The sequence below is a fragment of the Glycomyces harbinensis genome (assembly GCF_900101745.1).
GTDB classification, from domain to species: Bacteria; Actinomycetota; Actinomycetes; order Mycobacteriales; family Micromonosporaceae; genus Glycomyces; species Glycomyces harbinensis.
The window spans coordinates 48,308-67,090 of the sequence record NZ_FNAD01000012.1 but is presented as its reverse complement, the minus strand read 5'-3'; the positions used below and the strand labels follow the sequence as shown (position 1 = coordinate 67,090).

The 18,783-nt window shown below is 71.9% G+C and carries 15 protein-coding genes and 1 tRNA gene; 5 read left to right on the top strand and 11 right to left on the bottom strand.

Annotated elements, in window-relative coordinates:
• Positions 1-194: 194 nt before the first annotated feature.
• Together BLQ63_RS18635 and BLQ63_RS18630 are read right to left on the bottom strand one after the other, a co-directional pair.
• Positions 195-869, bottom strand: a complete 675-nt coding sequence (locus BLQ63_RS18635) for an ATP-dependent Clp protease proteolytic subunit (protein ID WP_091038854.1) — start codon at positions 867-869, stop codon at positions 195-197.
• Positions 870-891: 22 nt separating this feature from the next.
• Entirely contained in the window at positions 892-1,542 is a 651-nt protein-coding gene (locus tag BLQ63_RS18630) for an ATP-dependent Clp protease proteolytic subunit (RefSeq protein WP_091038599.1), read from the bottom strand.
• A 360-nt stretch (positions 1,543-1,902) separates the two neighbouring features.
• Here BLQ63_RS18630 and BLQ63_RS18625 point away from each other — a divergent pair, with 360 nt between their 5' ends.
• Positions 1,903-2,637: a class I SAM-dependent DNA methyltransferase gene (locus BLQ63_RS18625; RefSeq protein WP_091038597.1), complete on the top strand. Its 735-nt coding sequence runs from the start codon at positions 1,903-1,905 to the stop codon at positions 2,635-2,637.
• 57 nt (positions 2,638-2,694) lie between these two features.
• Here BLQ63_RS18625 and BLQ63_RS18620 read toward each other — a convergent pair whose 3' ends face one another.
• Positions 2,695-3,507, bottom strand: a complete 813-nt coding sequence (locus BLQ63_RS18620) for a CPBP family intramembrane glutamic endopeptidase (RefSeq protein ID WP_091038595.1) — start codon at positions 3,505-3,507, stop codon at positions 2,695-2,697.
• Positions 3,508-3,725: 218 nt separating this feature from the next.
• Complete coding sequence (tig, locus tag BLQ63_RS18615) at positions 3,726-5,114, bottom strand: trigger factor (protein WP_091038592.1); 1,389 nt, start codon at positions 5,112-5,114, stop codon at positions 3,726-3,728.
• A gap of 458 nt (positions 5,115-5,572) precedes the next feature.
• Between tig and BLQ63_RS18610 the strand changes: the two genes are divergently transcribed.
• From BLQ63_RS18610 to BLQ63_RS18600, 3 genes are all read left to right on the top strand, one after another.
• Positions 5,573-6,241 carry a ThuA domain-containing protein gene (locus BLQ63_RS18610; RefSeq protein WP_091038852.1) on the top strand — a complete coding sequence of 223 codons (669 nt, stop codon included), beginning with the start codon at positions 5,573-5,575 and terminating at the stop codon, positions 6,239-6,241.
• A gap of 56 nt (positions 6,242-6,297) precedes the next feature.
• A complete protein-coding gene (locus BLQ63_RS18605; protein ID WP_091038590.1) occupies positions 6,298-6,909 on the top strand; it encodes an HAD family hydrolase in 612 nt (203 codons plus the stop codon).
• Positions 6,910-6,951: 42 nt separating this feature from the next.
• Positions 6,952-7,025 (top strand) — tRNA-Gly (locus BLQ63_RS18600).
• 133 nt (positions 7,026-7,158) lie between these two features.
• Here the strand turns inward: BLQ63_RS18600 and BLQ63_RS18595 are convergent.
• The 7 genes from BLQ63_RS18595 to BLQ63_RS18565 all read right to left on the bottom strand — a co-directional run bounded on the left by BLQ63_RS18595 (position 7,159) and on the right by BLQ63_RS18565 (position 17,833).
• A complete protein-coding gene (locus tag BLQ63_RS18595; protein WP_091038587.1) occupies positions 7,159-7,485 on the bottom strand; it encodes a DUF3817 domain-containing protein in 327 nt (108 codons plus the stop codon).
• A gap of 286 nt (positions 7,486-7,771) precedes the next feature.
• Positions 7,772-9,034: a cellulase-like family protein gene (locus tag BLQ63_RS18590; RefSeq protein ID WP_218125351.1), complete on the bottom strand. Its 1,263-nt coding sequence runs from the start codon at positions 9,032-9,034 to the stop codon at positions 7,772-7,774.
• 20 nt (positions 9,035-9,054) lie between these two features.
• Positions 9,055-9,903, bottom strand: a complete 849-nt coding sequence (locus tag BLQ63_RS18585) for a carbohydrate ABC transporter permease (protein WP_091038583.1) — start codon at positions 9,901-9,903, stop codon at positions 9,055-9,057.
• Positions 9,900-10,817, bottom strand: a complete 918-nt coding sequence (locus BLQ63_RS18580) for a carbohydrate ABC transporter permease (protein WP_091038581.1) — start codon at positions 10,815-10,817, stop codon at positions 9,900-9,902. Before BLQ63_RS18580 ends, BLQ63_RS18585 begins: the two co-directional genes overlap by 4 nt.
• Positions 10,814-12,136 carry an ABC transporter substrate-binding protein gene (locus BLQ63_RS18575; protein WP_091038579.1) on the bottom strand — a complete coding sequence of 441 codons (1,323 nt, stop codon included), beginning with the start codon at positions 12,134-12,136 and terminating at the stop codon, positions 10,814-10,816. The genes BLQ63_RS18580 and BLQ63_RS18575 overlap by 4 nt, the downstream gene beginning before the upstream one ends.
• Positions 12,133-14,445, bottom strand: coding sequence for a beta-galactosidase (locus tag BLQ63_RS18570; RefSeq protein WP_091038576.1), 2,313 nt, complete (start codon positions 14,443-14,445; stop codon positions 12,133-12,135). The genes BLQ63_RS18575 and BLQ63_RS18570 overlap by 4 nt, the downstream gene beginning before the upstream one ends.
• Positions 14,446-14,476: 31 nt before the next feature.
• Positions 14,477-17,833 carry a DUF5107 domain-containing protein gene (locus BLQ63_RS18565; RefSeq protein WP_091038574.1) on the bottom strand — a complete coding sequence of 1,119 codons (3,357 nt, stop codon included), beginning with the start codon at positions 17,831-17,833 and terminating at the stop codon, positions 14,477-14,479.
• 57 nt (positions 17,834-17,890) lie between these two features.
• On the opposite strand from BLQ63_RS18565, the gene BLQ63_RS18560 reads away from it, so the two are divergent.
• On the top strand, positions 17,891-18,781 hold the full coding sequence (locus BLQ63_RS18560) for an AraC family transcriptional regulator (protein ID WP_091038849.1): 891 nt from the start codon (positions 17,891-17,893) through the stop codon (positions 18,779-18,781).
• Positions 18,782-18,783: the final 2 nt, after the last annotated feature.

Genomic DNA, 18,783 nt, shown 5'->3' with positions numbered 1-18,783 from the left:
TTCGCATTTGCGGCCACGGCGCCAGGGCCGTTCCAAAGCCGGGCGTCCGACGCCAGCGACACGGTATCGCGGCAGGGCAACTCCGGGGGGCGATCGTACAGAGACGAGGGTCCGTCGACTGGAGCGGGACGCGGCGGGTCCGGCGGTCCGCGGGCCGGTCACCGGGCCCGCCGCGTCTCTTTTGGAGTTGGGTGCTACGCGGCCGCTTCGGCCGGCAGGGCGTTCTTCTTGCGGTAGGTCAGCACGTTGTCGACGATGCCGTAGGCGACGGCCTGGTCGGCGGTGAAGATCTTGTCGCGCTCGATGTCGCGGCGGACCTGGTCGACCGGCTGGCCGGTGTGGCGGGCCAGGATCTTCTCGAGCTGGTCGCGCATGCGCATGATCTCGCGGGCCTGGATCTCCATGTCGGAGGCCTGGCCGAAGGTGCCCTCGGTGGCCGGCTGGTGGATGATCACGCGGGAGTTCGGCAGCGCGGTGCGCTTGCCGGGGGTCCCGGCCGCGAGCAGCACGGCGGCGGCCGAGGCGGCCTGGCCCATGCACACGGTCTGGATGTCCGGGCGCACGTACTGCATCGTGTCGTAGATGGCCATGAGCGCGGTGAGCGAGCCGCCGGGCGAGTTGATGTACATGATGATGTCCCGGTCGGGGTCGTTGCCCTCGAGGACGATCAGCTGGCTCATGATGTCGTTGGCCGAGGTGTCGTCGACCGGGGACCCCAGGAAGATGATCCGGTCTTCGAACATCTTGTTGTACGGGTTCATCTCCTTGATCCCGTACGAGGTCTTCTCGGTGAACGACGGGACGATGTAGCGGGCCCGCGGGTCGAAGCCGCCGGACTGCGCCCCCGACGACTGTGCGTGGATGTCCATCATCTGGTTCCCCTCATTCCTTCTAGTTGGCTTCGGCGGGGACGTCGGCCACCCGCTTGACGACGTGGTCGATGAAGCCGTAGTCCTTCGCCTCGGCGGCGGTGAACCAGCGGTCGCGGTCGGAGTCGCGCTCGATCTCCTCGATCGTGCGGCCGGTGTGCTCGGCGACGCGCTCCTGGAACATCTGCTTGGTGTAGAGCATCTGCTCGGCGAGGATCGCGACGTCGGAGGCGGTGCCGCCGATGCCGCCGGAGGGCTGGTGCATCATGATGCGCGCGTGCGGGAGCGCGTAGCGCTTGCCCGTCGTGCCCGCGCACAGGAGCAGCTGGCCCATGGAGGCGGCCATGCCCATGCCGACGGTCTGGACGTCGTTCTTGATGAACTGCATGGTGTCGTAGATGGCCATGCCGTCGTACACCGAGCCGCCGGGCGAGTTGATGTAGAGCTTGATGTCGCGCTGGTCGTCCTCGGCCTCGAGCAGGAGCAGCTGGGCGCACAGGCGGTTGGCGATCTCGGAGTTGACGTCGGAGCCCAGGAACAGGATGTGCTCCTTGAGCAGGCGATCGAAGACCATGCTGTCCAGGCCGACCGAAGCCTCGCCGCCGCCGCGACGGGCGACCGCGCCGACGACGTCCTTCTCCAGCTGCGAGGAGAATGGAATCGAATGGTCCATGTCTTGCACCTTCATTCTGTCTCGACGATATGCACTCAGCTTCACGGTTACCAATCCAGACCTTAGCCCGTCGGGGCGACGATCGGACGCGCCTGGGGACCGTGTTCGCTGCGAGCGGAGCGGTCGCCGTCCCGCAGCCCATCCTCGGGCACCGGCGGCCCCGGGGCCTCGCACACGGCGTCCGCCGCGGCGGACGCGCGGGCGGTCGGGCACGGCCGAGCTCGCCGAGGTCCGCTGAGGTCGGGCAAGCGCTTCACACGTGACTTGGCACACGTGGTGCGCCACCCCCGAACGCGCGGCCCCGCACAGGCGTCCGGCAATTCGTTCGACAACGATGCGGCCCTGCGAAATCCTGGGCGGATGGAATCGAACGACATTTGGGACGCTGAGACGGCCCGCGGCTATGACACGCCCGGTGAGGGCATGTTCGCGCCGGAGGTCCTGGCTCCGACGGTGGACCGCCTGGTCGAGCTGGCCGGCGGCGGCCGGGCCCTCGAGTTCGCGATCGGGACGGGCCGCGTGGGGGTGCCGCTGGCCGAGCGCGGGGTGCCGGTGACCGGGATCGAGCTGTCGCCCGCGATGATCGGGCAGTTGCGCGCCAAAGTGGACGAGGCGGCGCTCCCGGTCCTGGAGGGCGACATGACCACCGTGCGTGCGCCCGGCGAGTTCCAGCTGGCCTACCTGGTGTTCAACACGATCTCGAACCTGCTCACGCAGGAGCAGCAGGTCGAGTGCTTCCGCAACGCGGCACGGCATCTCGTCCCGGGCGGACGGTTCGTCATCGAGCTGTGGGTGCCCGAGCTCCGGGCGCTCCCGCCGGGCAGGAAGGCCACAGTCGGCGTCGTCGAGTCCGGCTACATCCTCCTCGACACCTACGACGTCCTCAACCAGCACGTCGTCTCGCACCACTTCACCTTCGACGAGACCCGGCGGGCGCGTCTGGGCCGCAGCCCGCACCGCTACATATGGCCGGCCGAACTGGACCTCATGGCGCAGCTCGCGGGCTTCGAACTCGAGTCCCGCCATGCCGACTGGGAAGGCGGCGAGTTCACCGCCGAGTCGGGTTCGCACGTGTCGGTGTACCGGCTCGCCTAGGCGGGCAGGCGAAGAGGCGCCCTCCGGTGCGGAGGGCGCCTCGTGGCCGTTCGGTCCTCACATGACGCCGAGGGCGTAGGCGGTGGCGCCGACGACGGTCATGAGCAGGGCCGAGCCGGGGTGCATCCAGATGGAGGCGCGGATGTCGTGCTTGCCCCAGACGAACCAGACGCCGGGGAGCAGGAAGAGGATCTTCGACGGGACCGTCCAGATCGCCCAGAAGTGGTAGATCGAGAACAGGCCCGTGTTGAACAGCGGCGCCCAGCGGCCGAGCTGCGGAAGGCGGGGCAGGAGGAAGCCGCGGAAGTAGTACTCCTCGATCAGCGGCAGGAGGAAGCCGGTGAAGGGGCCGAAGACCAGCAGGGTGGTGAGCACGACGTCCTTGTCGTACGCGTCGAGGTAGGTGGTGCCTGAGCTGCCCGAGCTCTCGAACGTGACCCAGGTGAAGAAGTGGTCGTACGTCCAGGCGTCGAGCGGTGCGAGCGCGAGCGCCACGACCGTCATGTACAGCAGGAAGCCGATGCCGATCAGGGTGATCTTGCCGCGGGAGAACGGCTTGTCGCGGTAGCGGACCACGCCGCCGCGCATCGTGTAGCGCCCGGTCCTCTTCTTGCCCAGCCAGAACAGGCCGAACCAGATCGGGAAGAGCACGACCATGAGCGCGATGGCCCAGGCCGCGAAGATCGGGGCGCCGACGGCGCGGCTGACGGGTGCGCCGACGAGCGCGTAGACGGCGACGATGAGGCCGCCGGGGACGAGGTGGAGGGCGATGGACAGCGGGATCGAGTGGCGGTCGGCGAGGAGCTTCTCGACGAGGCGGTTCGGCCGGGCGGTGGTCGCGGCGGCCGCGGAATTCGGTGTGCGGTTCATGCAGGGAATGTTCGCGGGGGCCGCTGTCACGGCCCTGTCATGGACCTGACAGCCCTCCCACACCGGTTCGCCTGCGGCCGTCAGGGGTTCGCGGCCACCGCCTCGGTGCCGAAGTACGCGGCCCGCCGGAGCGGGCCGGGCGAGAGTGACGATCGTCGCTACCGCAGACCGCAAGGGGCCCACCGCTACCGCGGTGGGCCCCTTGGAAAGCGGGAGGACTACTCCTCGGTCTTGTCCTCGGCGTCCTCGAGCTCGACGTCGGCCTCGTCGGCCTTCGCGCGGCCGGGGAAGAGGTCTTCCTCGGACAGCTCCTTGCCGGAGGCGTCGACGACCGTGGCCTGCTTGATGACCTCTTCGAGGGCCAGCTGCTGGCGCAGGGAGGCGGCGATCTGCTGCAGGCCGCCGTTGGTGCGCAGCTCGTCGACGAACTTCTGGAACTGGTCCTGCGGGACGCCGCGCTGCTGGGCCTGGCGCACGACCTCGGCGGTCATGAGCTCGCCGGAGACCTCGAGCTCGCGCTCGGAGGCGATGCGGCCCAGGATGATCGACTGGCTCAGGTTCGACTCGACGTCGCCCTTGAGCTCGGCGTCGAACTCCTCGGCGGTCTTGCCGACCGCGGTCAGGTACTCCTCGAAGCTGCCGGCGAGCTGCACGACCTGCTCCTGGAGGTGGCCGCGGGTGTGCTCGATCTCGGCCTCGACGGTCTTCTCGGGCAGCGGCAGGTCGACGGCCTCGATGAGGGCCTCGAGGGTCTTCTGGCGGGCCTCGTTGGCCTTGCCGGTCTTGCCCTGGGTCTCGAGGCGCTCGCGGGTGGAGTCGCGCAGCTCCTGAAGGGTGTCGAACTGGCTGGCCATCTCGGCGAAGTCGTCGTCCAGCTCGGGGAGCTCGCGCTCCTTGACCTGGGTGACCTTGACCTCGACCTCGGCGGTCTCGCCCTCCTGCTCGCCCGCGAGGGTCGACTGGATGGTCTTCTCGTCGCCGGCGGACATGCCGATGAGGGCCTCGTCCAGGCCGTCGAGCAGGTTGCCCGAGCCGACCTCGTGGCTCATGCCGGTGACGGAGCCGCCCTCGACCTCTTCGCCGTTCTGGGTGGCGCGCAGGTCGATGACGACGAAGTCGCCCTCGGCCGCGGCGCGCTCGACCGTCTTCAGCGACGAGAACCGCAGGCGCTGGGAGTCGAGGTCCTTGTCCACGTCCTCCTCGGTGACGTCGCCGGACTCGACGGTGACCTTCAGCGAGGCGAAGTCGGGGAGCTCGAACGCGGGGGTCACGTCGGTCTCGACCACGAACTCGAAGGGCTTGCCCTCTTCGATCGGCTTGACCTCGGTCAGCTCGGGGCGGCCCAGCGCGTTCACGTCGTTCTCGGTGACGGCCTTGTTGAGGTTGGCCTGCACCGCGGGGTCCATCGCCTGGGCGTAGACCGACTCGCGGCCGATGCGCTGGTCGATGACCTGGCGGGGGGCCTTGCCGGGGCGGAAGCCCGGGACGCGGATCTGCTGCCCGACGCTCTTGTACGCCTCGCTGATGTAAGGCGCCAACTCCTCGAACGGCACCTCGACCGACAGCCGCACCCTGGTCGGGCTCAGGGTCTCGACAGTGCTCTTCACAGACGTACTCCTAGATCAGATTTCGCTCAATTGCCTTCAGAATCGGCGCGGAGGTGTCTCCAACCGAATCGGGCCGCCGTCAGCGCAGCATCGACCCCCGATCCGATCGAGTCTAGGCCGCCGCAGGCCGGCGGCCACGGCGGGTGTGGTCGATATCGCCCGCGCTCACCATAGAGAACGGTGCGCGGCCGGGCGCCCGCGGCCGCTGCGAAAGCGGGCTCCGCCACCTCCCGCCCGACGCGGTTCGCCCTTTCGAGTGCCCCCGCGGCGGGCCGCGAAACGGCCGCTGGGGAGGTGGATCGCCATGATCGCCTAGACTCTGGCGTGCAATCGTTCTCCGGAGGAGTAGACGCCGACCCGCACGTCGACCCTCCGCCCGACCCCCGGGGGCGCTGCGCGCCCACAGCACCGAGCCGGCGCCGCCTGGCGGCGCCGCACCCCGAACAGGAGTGAACGCCGTGGCCTCTCCCGCCATCCTCGTCTTCACCAAGACGACCGGCTTCCGGCACGACTCGATCCCGGCCGGGACCGAGGCCGTCGAGCGCATCGCCGCCGAACTCGGCTTCGAGGCCGAGCACACCGAGGACTCGTCGGTGTACAACCCGGTCGACCTCGCCCGCTTCGCCGCGACCGTGTGGCTCTCGCCCTCCGGCGACGTCCTGGACGAGCTCGAACGCGCCGCCCTCGCGGACTTCGTGACCGGCGGCGGCGGCTGGTGCGGCGTGCACGGTGCCTCGACCGCCGAGCGGTCCTGGCCGTTCTTCACCGAGCTCGTCGGGGCCCGGTTCATCGGCCACCCGCCCGGCTGCACGCCCGGCGAGATCGAGGTCAAGGACGCCGAGCACGCCGCGACCGCGCACCTGCCGAAGCGCTGGTCGTGGACCGACGAGTGGTACAGCTTCGACGAGCGGCCCGCGAACGTCGACGTCCTGCTCGAGGTCGACGAGGACTCGTACGACACGGCCGACCTCGCGATGGGCGGACCGCACCCGCTGGCGTGGCACCGGCGGCTGGAATCGGGCCGGTGCTTCTACACCGCCCTCGGCCACGACGCGAGCGCCTACGCCGACGCGGACTTCCTCGCCCACCTCAAGGGCGGACTCCAGAGCGTGCTCCCCACCAAGTGATCTGCGCCACGTAGGATGGTGGGCCTCGGTCCTCCGATCCTCCGGCAGGTGGTCACATGGGCGACGCCGCCCGCATCCTCGTAGTCGACATCGGCTCCGTGCTCTTCGCGTTCGACCCGGCCAGGCGCCTCGGCCTCCTCGCCGAGCGGACGGGGCTGGCGCCGGACGAACTGCACGCACGGCTCTTCGCGTCGGGCTTCGAGACGCGGTGCGAGTCGGGGGCGTTCACGGCCCCCGAGATCCGCCGGGAGGTCGCCGGGCTGACCGGGTTCGACGGCGGCCTCGAGGAGCTCGAGGCCCTGTGGACCTCGGCGTTCACGCTCGACCGGGAGGTCCTGGAGACGCTGTCGGCGACCGGTGCGGTCATGGCTGTCTTCTCCAACAACGGCCCGCTGTTCGCCGACTGCTTCGATACGCGGTTCCCGGAGGCCGCCCGGTGGTTCCGGCACCGGTACTTCGCCTGCCGGCTGGGGGTCCGCAAGCCCGAGGACGCCGCCTTCGCGGCCGTCGAGCAGGGGCTGAAGGAGGCGTTCGACGCCGCCCCGGGCGATCTGCTCCTGGTCGACGACAACCCGGACAACACCGCGACCGCCGCCCGCCGGGGCTGGCGGGCCCACACGTTCACCAGCGCGGAAGCGCTCGAAGCGGCCGTCACCGCACGGGACTGAGCCGATGCGCTACACTCGTTTGCGTTCCGTTATGCGGATCATGCGGGTGTAGCTCAATGGTAGAGTCTCAGTCTTCCAAACTGATTGCGCGGGTTCGATTCCCGTCACCCGCTCCAGTTCTCCCCCGTTCGGGGTCCCTCTCTAGTTCAGGCCGGTCGGCCTTCCATCCTCACGTCACCGCAGCGCCCGCGTGGGCGCTGACGGGGCCGCTTCCCGGACGCTTGGGGTCGAGCCTCGCCCTGTGGCGCGTCAGGAGGCGGGGACGGGCTGGGCGGCGCGTTCGGCCGCCAGGAGCTCGTCGCGCTTGACGCGGTGGAACACGAACGGTGCCAGCGGGACCACGGCGCAGACAAGGGCGACCAGCGTGGTGCCGAAGCCCCACTGAAGGCGGCGGCGGATCAGCAGCGTCCCCAGGATCAGGAGCACGAACAGGGCGCCGTGGAGCGAGCCGAGGGGCATCACCAGGTCGATGTCGGAGATGCGGCTCAGGAGCGATCCGAAGACCAGCAGAAGCACGAAGGACCAGCCTTCGGCGAGCGTCAGCATGCGGTAGCGGAAGACCGGGTTGGCGAGCATGTTCGGATTCCCTTCGGTGGCGCGGGACCGTCGTCGCGGTGCGCGCGTTCGGCGGGAGCGCCGTCGAGCGCGGTGCGGTGGGGTCCGCGATGCGCCCCAGCGGGTGTCGCGGGGCGCCGTGGCCAGACCCTAACACCGTGCGCGGCAGGCGACGGGCGCGAGCAGCGGCCCTCGGACGCCGGTCACGGTGTCGCGCGGATCTGGCCTTGGCCCTGGTCGGAACGCCGAGCGAGGGGAGCGACGATGCCCCCTCGCTCGGCGTTCTCGATCAACGCGGGTAACGGGGCTACCGCCCGGATCCGAGGATGATCGCGTTGCATTCGCGCTGGATTTCCTCGTCGGCCCACATCGGGTGCTGCGGGGCGGCGTTCGAGCACACGATCGAGCCCCAGGCCTCCACCCGGGCCGCGTGGGCGGCCGCGTCCCGGCAGATCTGGGCGCCCACCGGCCCCTCCTCGAAGCGGCAGTCCCGCGGCGTGTACCCGACCCAGCCCTCGCCGAAGACCAGCGGCACCCCGAGGCGTGCGGCGTTGTCGGCGGCCGCGTCGATCCAGTCGCGCAGCTGCGCGGCCATCGCGAGGCGGTGCGCGCCGTACCTGTCGTAGAGCCAGCGGTCGACCTTCTCCGGGTCGCACCAGTCGTGCACGTACACCTCGGTCCGCTTCATGATCGAGGCCCGCGACCGCCACGCGGCCTCCGGCGGGAGGTTCCAGTCGGCGAGGCGCGGCGCGCCGGGGCGGAGCAGTTCGGCGTCGGCGCGCTCCTGCGGGAACTCGGACGGGTCGTCGCGCAGCGCGAACTCCCGCACCAGGTCGTCCAGGACCCCGTAGACGTAGGGGTGGAACGCCAGTGCGGTCGCGTTGCGCGGCAGCCCGCGCATCGAGGCGACCGGGACGCCCGCGTAGTTCGCGGCGCACAGCACCTCGGGTCGGCGCGCCCGGAACGCGTCGATGCCGGCCTCCAGGCGCTCGCGGAGTTCGACCACGGGGTCCGCTCCGGGGAGCCCTTCGGTGAGGTAGCCGAGCTGGACCTCGTTGTGCAGTTCGACCATCGCGACCGTGTGGTCGAGTCCGTGTTCGGCGAGGAGGTCGACGAGGTCGGCCATGGCCTCGCCGAGTTCGGTGAGGCGCCGGGCGGGGTCGACGGCGTGGAGCGCGTCGTACCAGTCGCGTGTCGCGGCGAAGGCCGGGCTCTGCTGGTACTCCCAGGAGGAGGCGATCACGGTGACGCCGTGGCGGTCGGCGGCGCGGAAGAAGTCGAGCAGGTGCGATTTCGCGTCGATGACCGTCGGGGAGGCGAGGTCGTACCAGCGCACCCGCGAGCCGTAGCCGTCGCCGAGCGCCTCCAGGCGGAGCGCCGTGGTGTCCAGGCCCGAGCGGAACAGCAGGAACGGCATCGCGCAGATGCGGACCGCGTTGTAGCCCAGGTCGACGGCGCGCGCGAAGGCGGCGTCGAGGTCTTCGAAGGGCTCGCCCGGTCCGGTGCGCACGTACCAGGAGAAGTCCCAGAGCGAGATGGCGAGGCGTTCGGGCAGGTGTGAGGCGGTCAAGTCGGCTCCTTGCGTGACGGTCATGACTTCACCGCGCCCGCGGTGAGTCCGGAGATGAGCTGCTTGCGCAGCAGGACGAACACGGCGATGGCGGGGATCGCCGCGAGGACGGCGCCGGCCAGCACCAGGTTGTACTGGCGGCCTTCGGCTCCGAAGAGCGCCTGGAGTCCCAAGGGGACGGTGTAGTACTGGGGTTCGGAGACGACGACCAGGGGCCACAGCAGCGTGTTGTAGGTGTTGAGGAAGCTCCACACGGCGAGCGCGCCGAGCGCGGGGCGCAGCAGCGGCAGGACCACGGACCAGAACGTGCGCAGTTCGGAGCACCCGTCGATGCGGGCGGCGTCGAGGATCTCGTCCGGAATGGACTGCTCGGTGTACTGGCGCATCATGAAGATCCCGAAGGCCGGGGCGACCCAGGGTACGACGAGTGCGAACAGCGGGTGGGCGAGGCCGAGCTTGGCGACCAGGACGAACAGCGGGACGACGATGACCGCGAAGGGGATCGCGAGCGAGGAGAACATGACGTCGAACAGGAGCCGCTTGCCCTTGAACTCGTACTTGGCGAAGCCGAATCCGGCCAGCGAGCACAGGAGCACGGTGGCGACGGTGCTGATGAGCGCGACGGAGGTGCTCATGAGCATCCACCGCCAGAACGGCTGCTCGGCGAGGAGCGTCGCGTAGTTGAAGAGCGTGGCGGGGTCGGGCCACAGCTGCGGCGGGAAAGCGAAGATCTCGCTGCGGTCCTTGAAGGACGAGGACACGGCCCAGGCCAGGGGCGCGAGGTAGACGAGCGCCAGCAGGACGAGAGTGGCGTACAGGCCCGCGCGGGCGGGACGGAGCCGGCGTCGGCGGGGGGTCGTGGCGTTCATCGGGTCCTCCCCACGCCGAGGGCGCTGGAGCCGATGCGGCCGAGCGCGAAGACGATGGCGAACATGACCACGCCAGCGGCGGCGGCGTAGCCGAGCTCCTGGCGTTGGAATGCGGCCCGGTAGACGAACATCGACACCGACAGGGTCGATTCGCCGGGTCCGCCCTGGGTGAGCAGGAACGGCTCCTCGAAGATCTGCGCGGTGTTGACGAGCATGGTCACGGCGATGAACGCGGTGACCGGCCGCAGCTGCGGCAGCGTGACGGAGAAGAACCGGCGCACGGGGCCGGCGCCGTCGACCTCGGCGGCCTCGTGGAGTTCGCGCGGGATGGCCTGCATTCCGGCGAGGAAGAAGATGGTGAGGTAGCCGGTCCAGCGCCACAGCACCAGGACGACCACGACGATCCTGGCCCACCACGGGTCGGTGAGCCATGAGACGCCGCCGAAGCCGAACAGCGCCTCCATGACCGCGTTGACGAGTCCGTACTCGCCGTCGAAGATCAGTCCGAAGATGAGCGCGATGATGATGGGCGACAGGACGACCGGCAGGAAGTAGACGAGCCGGAACAGGTCGCGCAGCTTGAGGCCGCGGGCGTCGAGCGCCTGGGCGATCAGCAGCGAGGCGGGCAGGACGACGGCGAGCGCGAACGCGGTGTAGAACGCGGTGTTCGCCAGGGAGGCGCCGAAGCTCTGGTCGCCGAAGAGGCGCACGTAGTTGTCGAGGCCGATGTACTCGGGCGAGCCGAGCCCGGCCCACCTGGTGAGGCTCAGGTAGACGCCCGCGCCGATGGGCACGACCATGAAGCAGGTGAAGAGGATGAAGAACGGGGAGATGAACAGGTAAGGGGCCCATCGCCGTTGGCGGATCTGCGCGCGGTGGCGCCGCGTCGCGGCGGTGTCGGTGGTGGCGGTCATGGGGACACCTGCCTTTCGTAGGCGTCGACGCCTTCGCGGAGCGCGTCCTCGGCGCCGGTCTGGCCGTTGAGGGCGCGCAGGATCGGCCCGCCGAGGCTGTCGCGCAGGACCGCGAGGTCAGCGGCCTGGTAGAAGACGGGCAGTTCGGCGGCGGCGGCGCCGTAGACCTCGAAGATCCGCTGGTCGCCGAGGTAGGGGTCGGTGAGGTTCTGGAAGTCGGGGGTGTCGTAGAGGTCGGCGAGGGTCGGCAGGTAGGCGCCCGCGGCGTAGCGGGCGAGCTGGCCTTCGGGGGTGAGGTAGCAGCGCTGGAGGAAGTCCAGTGCGGCGTCGGTGAGGACCTGGTCCTTGACGACGCCGAACGCGGTGCCGCCCAGGGTGGAGGCGATGCCGCCGCCGTTCGCGTAGCGCGGGATGGTGCGTGCGCGCCACAGTCCGGCCTGGTCGGGGACGTTGGCTTCGAGGCCGTAGACCTTGTACCAGTTCGGCATGACGGTGGCGATGAGCCGGCTCTCCTTGAGGGCGGCGGCGGTGGCGCTGCCGTAGGGGTCGGCGAGGGGCAGCAGCGCGCCGGTGCTGACGCCTCGGGCCATGAGTTCGAGGACTTCGATGTTCTCCTCGGAGAGGACGATGAGGTCGCCGTCGGCGTCGTAGAGGCCGCCGCCGCGCTGGAACAGCGCCTGCATGTAACCCTGGACGATCTCGGTGTTGCCGCCGTTGGAGACCATGCCGATGGCCTGGCCGGTGTCGGCGGCGACCTGCGCGCCGATGTCGAGCAGTTCTTCCCAGGTCGCGACGTCGGCGGGGATGCCGAGCCGCTCGAACTCGTCGGCGCGGTAGAACAGGACCGAGACCGAGTTGTCGGATTCGAGCGCGTAGACCTTGCCGTCGACGGTGTACGGCTGGGTCTTGAGCAGGCCGTCGCCGAGGGCGTCGGTCAGGGGCGTGAGGTCGGCGAGGAGGTTCTCGGCGATGCCGTCGCGCATCATGCGCGGGAACTGGCCGAGTTCGAGTCCGGCCATGTTCGGCAGCGGTCGCTGGGCGACGGCCTGGTTGATCAGGCGCGAGATGATGTCCGGCGGCGCGACCGAGGTGACGGCGACCGAGTAGGTCCAGGCGCTGTCGCCGACGAGCCCGGCGTCGGCCGCGGCGTCGGTGAAGAACGTCGCGTAGCCGGGGTCGTGCGTCCACAGTGTCAGGTCGGCCCGGCCGGAGCGGAGCGGTTCGCCCGCGGTGGGCGAGGAGCACGCTGCGAGCGCGCCGAGCCCGGCGGCACCGATTCCCGTGGCACCGGCGAGCAGGCCTCTGCGGTTGAGGGTCATGACGGGTCCTCCTCGGCGTGGAGCCGGACGCGGCCGACGCGGACGAGTGTCGCCGCGTCGAGGGTGGTGCCGTCGGCGACGTCGCGGACGGCGGGGTCGACCCACACGCCGGTCTCGCGCCGCCACGGCAGCAGTTCGAGGCGCACGCCGTGCTCGGCGACCGCGTCGCGGTGCGGCGTGAGGTCGACGTCCCAGACCCGGCCGTGCCAGAAGTGGTCGCCGATGAGGCGGTCGCCGGCGTACGCGCGGCCGGTGTCGCCGGTCCAGGCGAGGCGCAGGAGCGCCCGGTCGGCGCCGCCGAAGTCGGGGACGTCGATGCGGATCTCGGCGGCGCTGCTGTAGTCGTCGGGGGCGGACAGGCGGTCCATCGGGCCGCCGCGGCGCGGCTCGGGCGCGGGGCCGCCCGGTTTCAGTTCGGCGGAGAGCGGGACCGGGCCGGTGTCGTGTGCGGTGAGGGTCCAAGTGCGCCATGGGCTCTCGTCGCGGGGCGGTTCGAGGTCGGCGCCTTCGGCGACGAAGGCGGGCGGCGCGGGCAGGACCGCGACGGTCACGCGTGCGGTCTCGGGGTGGACGACGAGGTCGCCGCGGTCGGCGTGGACGGGGGCGTCGGCGAGGACGAGGCGTTCGCGCCCGGCCAGGTCGAGCTGGTAGAGGCGGTTCGCGCTCGCTTCGTCGAGGACGAGGAGGCGCACGCCGGGGAGGTCCGCGATGCAGTTCGGGCCGGGCGGCGAGGGCAGGTGGACCGGCGTGCCGTCGCCGAGGACCAGTTCGGCGGGGATGCCGTCGGTGGCCGCGAAGACGACGAGGTCGTCCAGGCGGGTCAGGAGCTGCGCGGTGGCGCTGCGGAGGGTCAGGTCGGGCGTGAGCGGATAGCGCAGGGGCCAGACCAGGGAGTGCCCGGCGGGGACGTCGACCGGTTCGCTCGGGACGGTGACCGGGCCGTCGTCGAAGTGGACGGTGAACTGGACGCCGGGCTGGGAGGCCAAGGGCCGCTTGGGCGGCTGGTAGGTGGTGAGGAACAGGTAGCCGCTGCGCCCGTCGGAGCGGACGGACCAGCGCAGTTCCTCGGGGTCCTCGCCGCCGCCGCCGATCTGGACGCCCATCGCGGCGATCCGGTGCCCGTCCTCGCGCAGCCACAGGTGCTGGCGGCGCAGAAAGTGGTGGTGGGGCCGGATCTGGCCGTGCTCGCCGATCGGCGCGTTGAAGTCGTAGGTCAGCGCCGGGACGTCGTTGGGGTAGCCGCTCTCGTGCGATTCCTGTTCGGGGCCTTGGGATCCGGAGCGCTGGGTGCCGCCGGCGTACATGTAGTAGCCCTGCCAGGCCGAGCCGCTGCCGATCTTGGCGAGGGCCAGCGCGGCGACGTCTTCGCCGGTGACGAGGGGTCGGCGGTGGTAGGCGACGTGCATGCCGCCGCCGAGTTCGCAGGTGGCGAAGGGGGTGGCGGGAGCGGCGGTCGCGTCCTCGGGGTTCGCGGCGGCGACGCCGTCGAGGGCTTCGCGGAGGTCGGCGCCGACGCTGAGGTCGTCGCGGACCTCGCTGTAGCGGAAGTGGATCGGCGCGAACGCGGGCCATTCGACGTCCGCGTCCTCCCAGAAGCCCTCGGCGTAGGCGCCGTAGACGGGCAGGAGGGTGTCGGGGACCTGCGCGCCGCCCCAGCCGGTGGCGGTCCAGATCGGGACGCGCAGGCCCAGCTCCTCGGCGAGGGCGCGGAGCGTGGCGAGGTGGCCGGGCTGGTCGTAAAGCTCGTTGTCGACCTGGGCGGCGATGACGGGGCCGCCTTCGGCGTGGGTGAGGCCGCGCAGCTGCGCGACGGCGGCGGCGTAGAGCGGGCGCACGAGCGCGAGGTAGTCGGGGTCGTCGGTGCGGGCCTTCAGGTCCCGTGCGACGAGCCAGTCGGGGAATCCGCCGTGGCGGGCCTCGCCGTGGGCCCAGGGGCCGAGGCGGACGACGACGTCGAGGCCGTGTTCGGCGGCGAGCCGGACGAACGCGCGCAGGTCGAGGTCGCCGCTCCAGTCGAAGCGGCCGGGTTCGGGTTCGTGCGCGCGCCAGAACACGTAGGTGGCGATGGAGTCGAGGCCGCCGGCGCGGGCGTGGCCGAGGACGTCGTTCCAGCGGTTCCGGGGGATGCGGGAGTAGTGGATCTCGCCGGTGGTCGGGAACCAGGGGCGGCCCGCGCGTTCGATCCAGCGGGCGTTGACGTCGATGCGGTCGGGCGCGCCTTCGGGTTCGCCGAGCGGGAGGTGGCCGCGTCGCGGCCCCGGCGGTGCGGTGGCCCGCAGTTCGCGCGGGGCGGGGTTCGGGTCGTTCATGTCTCTCCTTTGAGCACGATGGCGTGGAGGTTCATCCGGGTGCGATGCAGTTGCGGGCGAAGCTGTTGAGCGGGTCGCGGGCGAGGGCGGCGCGGGCGAGTTCGGCGGCCTGGTCGGGGTCGCCGTCGAGGTGCGCGAGCTGGGCGCGCAGGACGAGGACGCGGGTGTCGTGGGCGGCTTGGACGTCGGCGGTGAACAGGAGCATCGTCGGCAGTGACGTCGCGAAGTAGTCGATGCGGGCGCGGGCCTGTGCCTGGTCGGCGCTGTAGCGGGCGAGGCCGTCGCGAAGCGCTCGGGCCGCTTCGGTGTCGCCGAGCCGGCGCAGGGCGGTGACGGCGGCGGCGGTGTGCTCGGAGTGGGCGCGCAGCTCCATGGACTGGAAGTCGCCCTGCTGTGTGGCGGCGGTCTCCCAGGCGGCGCGGGCGTTCTCGTGGTCGCCCGCGGCGGCGAGGGCGTCGCCGAGCGCGAGGTGCAGGTCGGCGGTGTTGGCGAGGAGGTGGCGGGCCTCGCCGAGGCTCGGGACGGGTGCGAGCGCGGCGGCGGCGTGGTCGACCGCGCGGTGCGGGTCCCCTGCGGCGAGGGCCCGGGCCGACAGGGCGAGGTGGGCGTCCTCCCAGGCGGCGAGCACGCGGCCCTCGCCGCCTTCCCAGGGCTGGAACGCGCGGGAGGCGAGGAGGCCGAGCGCTTCGCCGGGGCGGCCGGTGGCGGTGAGGAGTTCGGCGAACTGGACGGCGAGGTCGTCGCGGGTCTCGACCAGGTCGCGATGTGCTTCGAGGACGGCGAGTCGGGCGGCGGGGTCGACGCCGCGGCGCCCGTCGAGCTGGTCGGCTTCGAACAGGAGCCGGGCGTCGTCGGGTGCGGCCTTGCGGGCGCGGCGGTAGTGCTCGGCGGCGGCCTCGGGGTCGCCTTGGACGTTGTGGGCGGCGACGCCGAGGTTGCGCAGGACCACCGGGTCGCCGGTGGCGGCGGCGACGGTCCACGCGGCGATCGCCTCGTCGCGTCGGCCCGCGGCGTAGAGCCAGTGCCCGGCGAGGCCCGCGAGGACGGGGTCGTCCGGTCGGCGTTCCCGAAGGCGCGCCAGGGCGTCGTTGTCGGCGGCGGAGGGGAAGCACCAGGTGCGGTCGAGATCGCGGGCTCGGCGCAGGCAGGCGGCGACGGCGTCCTCGTCGCCGCGTTCGCGTTCGAGGTCGGCGCGGTGGATCCATGCGAGCGGGGCGGTGTTGACCTGGCCGGGCGCCGGAGGGAGTCGGGCGGCGGCCTGGAAGCAGTCGAGTGCGGCCCCGTCCTCGCGGATCGCGCGGTATTCGAGGGCGACGTCGAGCGCGATCGTGGGGTCGGCGGTGGGGTCGGCGTCGAGGTCGAGTCGCCCGGCGAGGTCGCGGGCCCAGGCGTCGAGCGGGTTGCCGCGCAGGGTGCCTCGGACGATCGCGGCCGCGCGGTCCCGGTCGCCGCACCGGAGCGCGGCGACGGCGCGGAGGTTGCGGGCCTGCGTGTGGTGCGGGTCGCGCTCCAGGAGCGCGTCGAGTTCGGCGGTCGCGTCGTCGTCGCGTCCGGCGGCGAGGTCGATGCGGGCGGCGGCGAGGGCGGCGGCGTCGGCCCAGGCCGCGTCCCAGGACGCGGTGCCGAAGGCGGCCTTGGCTTCCGCGTCGCGGCCCTGCCGGGCGAGGACGAGGCCGAGCCGGTAGTGGGCCTCGCCGTCGCGCGGGTTGGGGTTGCGGCTGGTCAGTCGGGCGACGGCGGCCCGCAGGTGGCGTTCGGCCTCGTCGAGGAGTCCGGACTGCTGGCGGCGGGCCGCGAGCGCGGTGTGGCAGCGGGCGTCGCCGGGGTCGCGGCGCAGGGCCTCTTCCCAGTACGGCTCGGGCGAGCGGGTCGCGTGCCGGTACTGGGCGAGGTGGAGGCCGGTGAGGTACAGCTCGTCGGCGGAGGCGATGTCGGCGGGAGCGGGCGGTTCGCTCGCGGGTTCGACCGGGGCCGGGGCGGGTTCGGCGCGGGGACGCCAGGTGACGAGGCGGTCGCCGCCGTGATCGACGGCGAGTTCGCAGGCGGTCGGGTCGACCGGGCCGGGGACGCGCAGTTCGTGGAGGTAGGGCGTGCCGGGTGCGAGGTCGGCGGCGGCCTCGTGGAGGACGCGCCCTTCGGCGCGCAGCACGATGCGGGCGCCCGGCCGCGGGGCCGTGACGACGGCGGCGATGCGGATGCGCGTCTCGCCTTGGGCCGCTTCGAGGTCGAGGCGCACGGCGGCCTCGCGGGTGGCCTGGTGGACCGGGCCGGTGTCCTGGATCGGATACCAGTACTGCGAGAACGTCTTGGTCTCACCGGGTCCGAGGAACGCGAAGTCGGGCTGGTTGTCGGTGAAGACCCCGGCCATGAGCTCCACATAGGGCCCGTTGTCGTCGGTGAGGTGCGCGTCCCAGGCCCACCCGAAGGGGGCGTTGCCCCAGGTCCACTGCTTCTTGCCGGGGGCGGTGCGGTGGTCGGCCCAGTGGACGAACCCGGCGCGGGCGCCGTGGTCGTAGCCGCCGAAGAAGTCGTCCTCGGAGCCCAGGCACATGTACGAGGTGGGGACGGGGATGTTGCGGTACCAGTCGAGGCGGTCGCCGTCAGGGCGGTCGGCGGTGCGGTTCGCGGGGTAGTCGACGCCGTAGTAGCGGCCTTGGGCCGCAGGGAAGGTGCTGGTGGCGCGCTTGGCGTGGTCGGCGACGGTGCGCACGTCGGTGGGAAAGAACGACTGGTAGTCCTCCCCCGCCTTCGCGGCGACGTTGGCCCACCACAGGAAGGTCTGCACGTCGTCGGTGCGGTTGACGAGGTGGCCGCGCAGCTCGACGAGGGCGCTGCCGGGACGCAGGCGGATGCCGTGCATGCCCTGCATGCGCGCGAACGGGTCGTGGTCGGAGCACCAGACGGTGACCGCGCCGTCGTCGTCGTGTTCGATCGCGGTCTCGGTCGGCAGGTGGGTCGCGGGCCGGTGGTGCTGGGGCCAGTTGAACTCGACGCCGCCGGAGACCCACGGCCCGGCGAGGCCGACGAGCGCGGGCTTGATGACGTCGTTGCGGTAGAAGAAGTCGTGACCGCGGGTCTTGTCGAGTCCGATGTGGATTCTGCCGCCGAGTTCGGGGAGGATCATCAGCCGCACGTACTCGTTGTCGAGGTGGATCGCGTCCCATTGCCGCGGGGCCTTCTCGCGGGCGACCGCGTCGATGAACGGCAGCGGGTACACCGCGCCCGAGGAGCCCTGGTAGACGCGCTGGTCCAGGTAGGCCGGGTACCGGTCGGGGGCGGCGGGCTCGTAGGCGTCGATCGCGACCGGTTCGCGCCAGGCCCGCACGGGCCGGTCGGCGAGCGCGTCAGGCACCTGCGGTAGGACGATCCTCGACTCATCACTGGACATGGTCTCGACCGTACGGCGCCTTGACGTCGCCTGTCGATGGGCGTTTCAATGGAGGACATGGACGAAACGACGGCCGAGCCGGATGCGGACGCGATCCGCGACGGCTTCGCGGGGCAGCGGATGCTCGTGGTGCCGCGCACCGACGTCGCCAGGGCCCTGCGGCACCCGGTCACCGGGAAGCTCCTCGTCACCGACGCCGGGTGCTTCCCGCACGCGGCCCGGCACGGACGCTCGCGCCCGCGCGGCGCCCGCGAGCACCTGCTGCTGGTGTGCACCGGCGGCGCCGGGTGGTGCCGCGTCGGCGACGTGCGCACGGCGGTGTCGCGCGGCGGCGCGGTCCTGCTCCCGGCCGACCGCGCCCACGCCTACGGTGCGGCCCAGGACGATCCGTGGACGGTGTGGTGGTTCCACTTCACCGGCGCGGACGCGGACGACCTCGCGAGGGCGGCACTCGACGCGGCGGGCGGTCCGGTGACCCACCTGCGCGATCCCGCGCCCGTGGCGAGCCTGGTCTCGCAGGTCATCGACGCCCTCGACTCCGGTCTCACGGTCGCGGGCTTCACGAGGGCGGCGGGCGCGGCGTGGCACGCGCTGGCGCAGGTGATCGCGACGGGCCGCCGCGGGCCCGGCCCGAGCCTGAGCCCGCTCGAACGGGCGGTCGAGCACCTGCGCGCGACCGCGCCCCAGCGCACGGCCGTGAGCGCGCTCGCGGCGATGTGCGGGCTCAGCGCGTCCCAGCTCAGCGCCCTGTTCCGCGAGCACCTGGGGGTCTCGCCGCTCCAGTTCCAGGTGCAGCTGCGGATGGCGCAGGCCCGGGAGCTGCTGGACGGGACCGCGATGCCGGTGGCGGCGGTCGCGCGCCGCATCGGCTACGAGGACCCGATGTACTTCTCGCGCCAGTTCACGCGCCGGCACGGCATGACGCCCTCGGCGTACCGCGGGCGCTGAGC